Source organism: Pseudomonas sp. MD330_10 (assembly GCF_042610415.1).
GTDB classification, from domain to species: Bacteria; Pseudomonadota; Gammaproteobacteria; order Pseudomonadales; family Pseudomonadaceae; genus Aquipseudomonas; species Aquipseudomonas rhodesiae.
The window spans coordinates 370,213-379,183 of record NZ_JBHGZU010000006.1 but is presented as its reverse complement, the minus strand read 5'-3'; the positions used below and the strand labels follow the sequence as shown (position 1 = coordinate 379,183).

Annotated in this window: 12 protein-coding genes; 11 read left to right on the top strand and 1 reads right to left on the bottom strand. The window is 58.8% G+C overall.

Annotated elements, in window-relative coordinates:
* Window positions 1-108 precede the first annotated feature (108 nt).
* Entirely contained in the window at window positions 109-924 is an 816-nt protein-coding gene (gene suhB / locus ACFZPT_RS12935) for an inositol-phosphate phosphatase (RefSeq protein ID WP_003175971.1), read from the bottom strand.
* Between the two features lie 145 nt (window positions 925-1,069).
* Between suhB and trmJ the strand changes: the two genes are divergently transcribed.
* From trmJ to ndk, 11 genes are all read left to right on the top strand, one after another.
* Window positions 1,070-1,840, top strand: a complete 771-nt coding sequence (trmJ, locus tag ACFZPT_RS12930; RefSeq protein WP_034100444.1) for a tRNA (cytosine(32)/uridine(32)-2'-O)-methyltransferase TrmJ — start codon at window positions 1,070-1,072, stop codon at window positions 1,838-1,840.
* 2 nt (window positions 1,841-1,842) lie between these two features.
* The gene (gene cysE / locus ACFZPT_RS12925) at window positions 1,843-2,625 is read left to right on the top strand and encodes a serine O-acetyltransferase (protein WP_034100442.1); all 783 of its coding nucleotides are present in this window, start codon (window positions 1,843-1,845) and stop codon (window positions 2,623-2,625) included.
* A gap of 225 nt (window positions 2,626-2,850) precedes the next feature.
* Complete coding sequence (gene iscR, locus ACFZPT_RS12920; protein WP_379555281.1) at window positions 2,851-3,342, top strand: Fe-S cluster assembly transcriptional regulator IscR; 492 nt, start codon at window positions 2,851-2,853, stop codon at window positions 3,340-3,342.
* A gap of 50 nt (window positions 3,343-3,392) precedes the next feature.
* Window positions 3,393-4,607 (top strand): IscS subfamily cysteine desulfurase, encoded by a 1,215-nt coding sequence (locus ACFZPT_RS12915; protein ID WP_034100439.1) that lies wholly within the window; start codon window positions 3,393-3,395, stop codon window positions 4,605-4,607.
* A 99-nt stretch (window positions 4,608-4,706) separates the two neighbouring features.
* Window positions 4,707-5,093 (top strand): Fe-S cluster assembly scaffold IscU, encoded by a 387-nt coding sequence (iscU, locus tag ACFZPT_RS12910; RefSeq protein ID WP_034100437.1) that lies wholly within the window; start codon window positions 4,707-4,709, stop codon window positions 5,091-5,093.
* A gap of 28 nt (window positions 5,094-5,121) precedes the next feature.
* Window positions 5,122-5,445 carry an iron-sulfur cluster assembly protein IscA gene (gene iscA, locus ACFZPT_RS12905; protein ID WP_010565230.1) on the top strand — a complete coding sequence of 108 codons (324 nt, stop codon included), beginning with the start codon at window positions 5,122-5,124 and terminating at the stop codon, window positions 5,443-5,445.
* An 8-nt stretch (window positions 5,446-5,453) separates the two neighbouring features.
* Complete coding sequence (gene hscB / locus ACFZPT_RS12900) at window positions 5,454-5,975, top strand: co-chaperone HscB (protein ID WP_034100433.1); 522 nt, start codon at window positions 5,454-5,456, stop codon at window positions 5,973-5,975.
* Window positions 5,976-6,025: 50 nt separating this feature from the next.
* The gene (gene hscA / locus ACFZPT_RS12895) at window positions 6,026-7,888 is read left to right on the top strand and encodes a Fe-S protein assembly chaperone HscA (RefSeq protein ID WP_034115035.1); all 1,863 of its coding nucleotides are present in this window, start codon (window positions 6,026-6,028) and stop codon (window positions 7,886-7,888) included.
* Between the two features lie 3 nt (window positions 7,889-7,891).
* Entirely contained in the window at window positions 7,892-8,233 is a 342-nt protein-coding gene (gene fdx, locus ACFZPT_RS12890; RefSeq protein ID WP_034100430.1) for an ISC system 2Fe-2S type ferredoxin, read from the top strand.
* A 14-nt stretch (window positions 8,234-8,247) separates the two neighbouring features.
* Window positions 8,248-8,448 carry a Fe-S cluster assembly protein IscX gene (iscX, locus tag ACFZPT_RS12885; RefSeq protein ID WP_034100428.1) on the top strand — a complete coding sequence of 67 codons (201 nt, stop codon included), beginning with the start codon at window positions 8,248-8,250 and terminating at the stop codon, window positions 8,446-8,448.
* A 92-nt stretch (window positions 8,449-8,540) separates the two neighbouring features.
* Window positions 8,541-8,966 (top strand): nucleoside-diphosphate kinase, encoded by a 426-nt coding sequence (gene ndk / locus ACFZPT_RS12880; RefSeq protein ID WP_034100426.1) that lies wholly within the window; start codon window positions 8,541-8,543, stop codon window positions 8,964-8,966.
* Window positions 8,967-8,971 lie beyond the last annotated feature (5 nt).

The following is an 8,971-nucleotide window of genomic DNA, read 5'->3' as shown; positions in this document are numbered from 1 at the left end:
CCGATGCCAGTATAGGCATCGGATTTTGATTTCTTGCGGCCAAAGGTCAAGCGAGAAGGCTTAACTGACTGGCATTACCCCGAAGGGTGCTTTTTTTTGCTCGCTCGCTTAACGCTTCAGCGAGGCCGGCAGGTGCGGCTGGATCGCCGTCAGAACTGCCTTGAAGCACTTGGTGTTACCGGCAACGACGTGGCCTTTTTCCAGGAAGTCGTGACCGCCGGTGAAGTCGCTCACCAGGCCGCCTGCTTCTTGAATCAGCAGTGCGCCTGCGGCCATGTCCCACTCGGACAGGCCCGACTCCCAGAACGCGTCAAAACGACCGGCGGCAACGTAGGCCAGGTCCAGGCTGGCAGCGCCGGCGCGGCGGATGCCGGCGGTCTGGCCAACCAGGGCGCGGAACATGCCAAGGTAGTTTTCCAGGTTATCCATCTGGTCGTCACGGAATGGGAAGCCAGTGCCCAGAAGAGCGCCGTCCAGGCTGGTGCGACCGCTGACGCGCAGGCGACGGCCATTGAGCTGGGCGCCACGGCCACGGCTGGCGGTGAATTCTTCCTGGCGAACCGGGTCGAGTACAACCGCGTGTTCCAAACGGCCACGGTATTTGCAGGCAATGCTCACGGCAAAGTGCGGGATACCGCGCAGGAAGTTGGTGGTGCCGTCCAGTGGGTCGATGATCCACAGGTAGTCTTCGCCTTCGCCGCTGCCTTTGTGCAAACCGGTTTCTTCGCCGAGGATGCCGTGGGTAGGGTAGGCCTTGCGCAGTGCATCGATGATTTTCTGTTCGGCGGCGCGATCCACCTCGGATACATAATCCTTGGCGTCTTTTTCGTCGACCTTGATGGTATCCAGGCGCTCGATGGAGCGGAAGATCAATTCACTGGCGCTGCGGGCGGCGCGCAGCGCGATATTCAGCATGGGCTGCATGGATGTGTCACCTAAGGTTGTTAAAGAAAGCCGGGCATTCTAGCAGAAACTTTCTTCAGGTGAAGGACGACGTTCGCTTTCATGGCATAACCTTAGGCTGTTCTGTAAGATTTGCTCCCCTTTCCTGTGTCCGAGAGCGCCTCCCTTGCTGCAAAACATTCGTGTCGTCTTGGTCAATACCAGTCATCCCGGCAATATCGGTGGGGTGGCGCGAGCCATGAAAAACATGGGGCTGACGCGCCTGGTGCTGGTCGAGCCGCGTGTGTTCCCGCACCACGAGGCTGACGCGCGCGCGTCGGGCGCCAATGACATCCTTGAAAAGGCCCAGGTCGTCGCCACCTTGGAAGATGCCTTGGTCGGTTGCAACCTGGTGCTGGGCACCAGTGCCCGCGACCGTCGTATCCCGTGGCCATTGCTGGACCCGCGAGAGTGCGGGACCAAGGTGGTGGAGGAGGCGGCCGGCGGCGCTGAAATCGCCTTGGTATTTGGCCGTGAAGATTCCGGCCTGACCAATGAGGAGCTGCAGCGATGTCACTTTCATGTGCACATTCCGTCAGACCCCGAGTTCAGTTCGCTGAACCTGGGGGCGGCGGTGCAGGTATTGAGCTATGAAGTGCGCATGGCCTGGCTGGCCGCCGAAGGGCAGCCGAGCAAGGTCGAGAAGGATGAAGTGGCGTCCACTAAAAGTGGTGAGTTGGCCACCATGGACGAGCTGGAGCGATTCTATGAGCATCTGGAACATACTCTGGTGGCCATCGAATTCCTCGATCCTGAAAAACCGCGGCACTTGATGGCGCGCCTGCGCCGCCTGTACGGGCGCAGCTCGGTCAGCCGGGCGGAAATGAATATATTGCGTGGCATCCTCACGGAAACCCAGAAAGCGGCCCGTGGCGAACTCCTCAAGCGGAAGGATTAAAAATGTTCGAGCGTTTGCGAGAAGATATCCAGAGTGTTTTTCACCGTGACCCGGCTGCACGCAACGCCTTTGAAGTGCTGACCTGCTATCCGGGCATGCACGCGATCTGGATCCATCGTCTGTCCGGTGCGCTGTGGAATATGGGCTGGAAATGGCTGGCGCGGCTGGTGTCGAATTTCGGTCGCTGGCTGACCGGGATCGAGATTCATCCGGGCGCCAAGGTGGGGCGGCGCTTCTTCATTGATCACGGCATGGGCATCGTTATTGGTGAAACCGCTGAGATCGGCGACGACGTGACGCTTTATCAAGGCGTGACCCTGGGCGGCACCAGTTGGAATAAAGGTAAGCGCCACCCTACGTTGGGCGATGGTGTGGTGGTCGGGGCGGGCGCCAAGGTGCTTGGTCCGTTCACGGTCGGCGCTGGTGCCAAGGTGGGCTCCAATGCTGTGGTGACCAAGGCGGTTCCGCCTGGCGCCACGGTGGTGGGTATTCCGGGGCGCATCATCGTCAAGCCGGAAGTCGGTGATGAGCAAGAGGCCAAGCGCAAGGCCATGGCCGAGAAAATCGGTTTCGACGCGTATGGCGTCAGCGAAGACATGCCCGACCCGGTCGCACGCGCCATCGGCCAGTTGCTCGACCATCTGCAAGCGGTGGATGGAAAGTTGGATGGTATGTGCGGTGCACTGAAGGAGCTGGGTAGCACTTACTGTGCGAAAGATCTGCCAGAGCTGCGTGAAGAGGACTTCGCCGAAATCAAGGACGAAGCTGTCACGAAGGCCGGCTGAAGCCACCAAACCCCATGGGAGGGGCGAGCCCTCCCAGTTTTTGGCTCCATTGGTCTCGGAATTCCTGGTCGATCCTGTTCTCGCTGTTCGATCCAACCCCATCCTGCTATGATTCGCGCGCCCTTTTTACGGGTAATCCTGACTAAAGTACTAGGTCTTATAGTTGACTTAAATACTCGGGAATCGCATACTTGCTCCCATTCTGAAACACCTTGGTACTTGTCCATGAGACTGACTACAAAAGGCCGATACGCGGTGACTGCCATGCTCGACTTGGCCTTGCACGCGCAAACTGGGCCGGTGTCCCTGGCCGATATCTCCGAGCGTCAAGGCATTTCCCTGTCCTACCTTGAGCAACTGTTCGCCAAATTGCGCCGCAGTAATCTGGTCTCCAGTGTGCGTGGGCCGGGCGGTGGCTATCAATTGTCCCGCGACATGCAGGGCATTCAGGTAGCCCAGGTAATCGACGCGGTCAACGAATCGGTCGATGCCACAAAATGCCTGGGGTTGGGTGACTGCCATGCCGGCGATACCTGCCTTACACATCACTTGTGGTGTGATTTGAGCCTGCAGATCCATGAGTTTTTGAGTGGTATCAGCTTGGCTGATCTTGTGACTCGCCGTGAGGTGCAAGAAGTAGCCCAGCGTCAGGACCAGCGCCGTTGCAACACCAAGGCGCCGCGTCTGGACAAGATTGAAGCGTCCGCCGTCGAGTGACAGCCGCAGAGCTAACGGCACGCCAGCCAGCCTGATTTAGGAGAAAGTCCATGAAATTGCCGATTTACCTTGATTACTCAGCGACCACCCCGGTTGATCCGCGTGTCGCGCAAAAGATGAGCGAATGCCTGCTGGTTGACGGAAACTTCGGCAACCCGGCCTCCCGTTCCCACGTTTTCGGCTGGAAAGCCGAGGAAGCGGTCGAGAACGCTCGTCGCCAGGTCGCTGATCTGGTCGGCGCCGATCCGCGTGAAATCGTCTGGACCTCCGGTGCCACCGAGTCCGATAACCTGGCTATCAAGGGTGCCGCGCATTTCTACGCGACCAAGGGCAAGCACCTGATCACCACCAAGATTGAGCACAAGGCTGTCCTCGACACCATGCGCCAACTGGAGCGTGAAGGTTTCGAGGTGACTTACCTGGAGCCGACCACCGACGGCATCGTCACTCCGGCCATGATCGAAGCCGCGCTGCGTGAAGACACCATCCTGGTTTCCGTGATCCACGTTAACAACGAAATCGGCACCATCAATGACATCGCCGCGATCGGCGAGCTGACCCGCTCCAAGGGCGTGTTGCTGCACGTCGATGCGGCGCAGTCCACTGGCAAGGTCGATATCGATCTGTCGAAGTTGAAAGTCGACCTGATGTCGTTCTCTGCGCACAAGACTTACGGCCCCAAAGGCATTGGCGCGCTGTACGTGAGCCGCAAGCCGCGTGTGCGCATCGAAGCCACCATGCACGGCGGCGGTCATGAGCGCGGTATGCGTTCGGGCACCCTGGCGACCCACCAGATCGTCGGCATGGGTGAGGCGTTCCGTGTAGCCAAGGAAGACATGGCTGCTGAAAACGTGCGCATCAAGGCGTTGAGCGATCGCTTCTTCAAACAGGTCGAGAACCTTGAAGAGCTGTACATCAACGGCAGCATGACCGCCCGCGTACCGCACAATCTGAATTTGAGCTTCAACTACGTCGAAGGCGAGTCGCTGATCATGGCGCTCAAGGACCTGGCGGTTTCCTCCGGTTCGGCCTGCACCTCGGCTTCCCTTGAGCCGTCCTACGTGCTGCGTGCCCTGGGCCGCAACGACGAACTGGCGCACAGCTCGATCCGCTTTACGTTTGGCCGTTTCACCACCGAAGAAGAAGTCGATTACGCCGCGCAGAAAGTCTGCGAAGCGGTCAACAAACTGCGTACGCTGTCGCCGCTGTGGGACATGTACAAAGACGGTGTCGACATTTCCAAAATCGAGTGGGCGGCACACTAACTATAGAAGCCGCCACCCCAGCTCTGTAGGAACGTGGCGGAAAACGCAGGCGTTTCTACAGGGTTTCAGAGCGGCCCTGATGAGTGAGGATTCAGTACCATGGCTTACAGTGAAAAGGTCATCGACCACTACGAAAACCCGCGCAACGTCGGCAAGATGGACGCGCAAGACCCGGATGTCGGCACTGGCATGGTCGGCGCTCCCGCGTGCGGCGATGTGATGCGCCTGCAGATCAAGGTCAACGACGCTGGCGTGATTGAAGACGCTAAGTTCAAGACCTACGGTTGCGGTTCGGCCATCGCCTCCAGCTCCCTGGCGACCGAATGGATGAAAGGCAAGACCCTGGATGAAGCTGTCACCATCAGCAACACCCAGCTGGCTGAAGAGCTGGCGCTGCCGCCCGTGAAAATCCACTGCTCCGTGCTCGCTGAAGACGCCATCAAGGCCGCCGTTCGCGACTACAAGCAGAAGAAAGGCTTGATCTAAGCATTTGGCGACGAGTAAGGAGTCAACGATGGCTATCAGCATGACAGAAGCGGCTGCGCGGCACGTGCGACGCTCCCTGGATGGGCGCGGTAAAGGTGAGGGGATTCGTCTGGGTGTTCGCACCACAGGCTGTTCCGGCCTTGCCTACGTGCTGGAGTTTGTCGACGAGGTAGTGGCGGAAGACCAGGTGTTCGAGAGTCACGGCGAGAAGGTGATCATCGATCCTAAAAGCCTGACCTACCTGGACGGCACCGAACTCGATTTCGTCAAGGAAGGGTTGAACGAAGGCTTCAAGTTCAACAACCCCAACGTTCGCGGTGAATGTGGCTGCGGCGAAAGCTTCAACATCTGAGGCTACTCGTGGGTACTCCTTGTCATTTCGCTTTATTCGAGTTGCAGCCGAGCTTTCGGCTCGACCTTGAGCAGCTTGCCACGCGCTATCGAGAGTTGGCGCGTGGGGTGCATCCGGACCGCTTTGCCGACGCTTCCGAGCGTGAGCAGCGCCTGGCGCTGGAGCAATCGGCCAGCCTCAACGAAGCCTATCAGACCCTCAAGAGTCCGCCGAAACGCGCGCGCTACCTGCTCGCGATGAACGGGGGCGAGTTGCCGTTGGAAGTCACCGTGCATGACCCCGACTTTCTGATGCAGCAGATGCAGTGGCGCGAGGAGCTGGAAGACTTGCAGGACGACGCCGATCTGGCGGGCGTCGCGGTCTTCAAGCGACGCCTGAAAACGGCCCAGGATGAGCTCAACGAAAGCTTCGCAGCCTGTTGGGATGATGCAGCGCAACGCGAACAGGCCGAACGCCTGATGCGGCGCATGCAGTTTCTCGACAAACTCTCCTACGAAGTGCGCCAGCTAGAAGAGCGCCTCGACGATTAACCCAGTGCTGCCCCGTTGCACGCCTGATAGACAGATAAGACCTGATTACCATGGCTCTACTGCAGATCGCCGAACCCGGCCAAAGCCCACAACCGCACCAGCGACGCCTGGCGGTGGGGATTGACCTGGGCACCACCAATTCCCTGGTCGCTGCCTTGCGCAGCGGCCTATCTGAGCCATTGCCCGATGCCGATGGCCAGGTGATCCTGCCGTCCGCCGTGCGTTACCACGCTGACAGCGTCGAAGTAGGCGAATCAGCCAGGCTCGCGGCCTCGGCCGACCCGCTCAACACGGTGCTTTCTGTTAAACGCCTGATGGGCCGTGGGCTATCCGACGTCAAGCAATTGGGCGATCAACTGCCGTATCGCTTTGTTGGCGGCGAGTCCCATATGCCGTTTATCGACACCGTCCAGGGCCCAAAAAGCCCGGTGGAAGTGTCGGCGGAAATTCTCAAGGTGCTGCGCTTGCGCGCGGAAACCACCCTGGGTGGCGAGCTGGTTGGCGCGGTGATTACCGTGCCCGCGTACTTCGATGACGCACAGCGCCAAGCCACCAAAGACGCGGCGAAGCTCGCCGGTCTGAATGTGCTGCGTTTGCTCAATGAGCCGACTGCGGCCGCAGTAGCCTATGGCCTGGACCAGCACGCCGAAGGCCTGGTCGCTATTTATGACCTGGGTGGCGGCACCTTTGATATCTCCATCCTGCGCCTGACCGGTGGTGTGTTCGAAGTGCTGGCCACCGGCGGCGATAGTGCCCTGGGCGGTGATGACTTCGATCACGCCATCGCGGGTTGGATCATCAGCGGCGCGGGCTTGTCCGCCGATCTCGATCCGGGCGCGCAGCGCAACCTGCTACAAACTGCCTGTGCGGCGAAAGAGGCGTTGACTGACGCCGCGTCCGTTGAAGTTTCCTACGGCGACTGGTCGGCTCAACTGACTCGCGAGACCTTCGATGCGCTGATCGAGCCGATGGTTGCCCGCAGCCTCAAGGCATGCCGCCGTGCCGTGCGCGACTCCGGTATCGAGCTGGAAGAAGTAGGGGCTGTGGTGATGGTCGGTGGCTCCACCCGTGTGCCGCGCGTGCGAGAGGCCGTGGCTGAGGCGTTTGGTCGTCAGCCGTTGACTGAAATCGACCCGGATCAGGTAGTTGCCATCGGTGCAGCCATCCAGGCCGATACTTTGGCCGGTAACAAGCGCGATGGCGGCGAATTGTTGTTGCTCGACGTGATTCCGTTGTCGCTGGGTCTGGAAACCATGGGTGGCCTGATGGAGAAGGTGATTCCACGTAACACCACCATCCCCGTTGCCCGTGCCCAAGATTTTACCACGTACAAAGACGGCCAAACGGCCATGATGATTCATGTGCTGCAAGGCGAGCGCGAGCTGATCAGTGACTGCCGCTCCCTGGCGCGCTTCGAACTGCGCGGCATTCCGGCGATGGTTGCCGGTGCGGCGAAGATTCGCGTGACATTCCAGGTCGACGCCGATGGCTTGCTCAATGTGGCTGCGCGTGAACTGGGCTCGGGTGTTGAAGCCAGCATCCAAGTCAAGCCGTCCTACGGCCTGACCGACGGCGAAATCGCCAAAATGCTCAAGGATTCGTTCCAGCACGCCAGTGACGACAAGGTCGCCCGGGTGTTGCGCGAACAGCAAGTGGACGCCCAGCGTCTGCTCGAGGCGGTGCAGGGCGCCCTGGATGTCGATGGCGAACGCCTGCTGGACGCTGAAGAACGCATGGTCATTGACTTGCAGATGCAGGAATTGGCCGAACTGATGAAAGGTAACGATGGTTATGCCATCGAACAGCAGACCAAGCGCCTGTCGCAAGTCACCGATGCCTTTGCCGCCCGCCGTATGGATCAGACGGTTAAAGCCGCGCTGGCGGGCCGCAACCTGAATGAAATTGAGGAATAACTGATGCCGCAGGTCACTTTTCTACCGCACGCCGAGCATTGCCCGGATGGCATGGTCGTGCAGGCTGAGACCGGCAAGTCCCTTCTTGAAGTTGCCCATGACCACCACATCGAGATCGAAAGTGCCTGTGGTGGCGTGAACGCCTGTACCACCTGCCACTGCATCATTCGTAAAGGTTTTGATAGCCTCAACGAGGCCGACGATCTGGAAGAAGACTACCTTGACAGGGCGTGGGGCCTTGAGCCGACATCGCGCCTGAGTTGCCAGGCGAGAGTGGGAACTGAAGATCTCACTGTAGAAATCCCGAAATATTCGCTCAACCATGCAGCCGAAGCGCCGCATTGATTCAAGGAAATGTCATGAGCCTGAAATGGGTTGATGTACAAGAAATCGCTATACAACTTGCTGAAGCTCACCCTGAGGTCAATCCTCTAACGGTCAACTTCGTCAAGTTGCGTAATTTGGTATTGGAGCTGCCTGACTTTGACGACGTCCCGGACCGGGGCGGCGAAAAGGTTCTGGAGGCGATTCAAGGCCTGTGGATCGAAGAAGCAGACTGAACCGCCTTTTTACGCAGTTAGGCAATACCCAATAACCCGCGTATAATTCGCGGGTTTAATTTTTCGTAAATTACCGTTTCTGGAGTTACACCATGGCTGTTCAACGTACTTTCTCCATCATCAAGCCTGACGCTGTTGCAAAAAACGTCATCGGCGAGATCACCACTCGTTTCGAAAAAGCCGGCCTGAAGGTGGTAGCTTCGAAACTCAAGCAACTGTCCAAAGCTGAAGCTGAAGGCTTCTACGCTGAGCACAAAGAGCGTGGTTTCTTCGGTGACCTGGTTGCTTTCATGATCTCCGGTCCTGTTGTCGTTCAGGTGCTGGAAGGCGAAAACGCTATCGCTCTGAACCGTGAGCTGATGGGCGCTACCAACCCTAAAGAAGCAGCTGCCGGCACCATCCGTGCCGATTTCGCTGAATCCATCGACGCCAACGCTGTACACGGTTCGGACTCCGAAGCCGCTGCCGCTCGCGAAATCTCGTACTTCTTCGCAGCTACTGAAGTAACCACTCGCTAAGCATC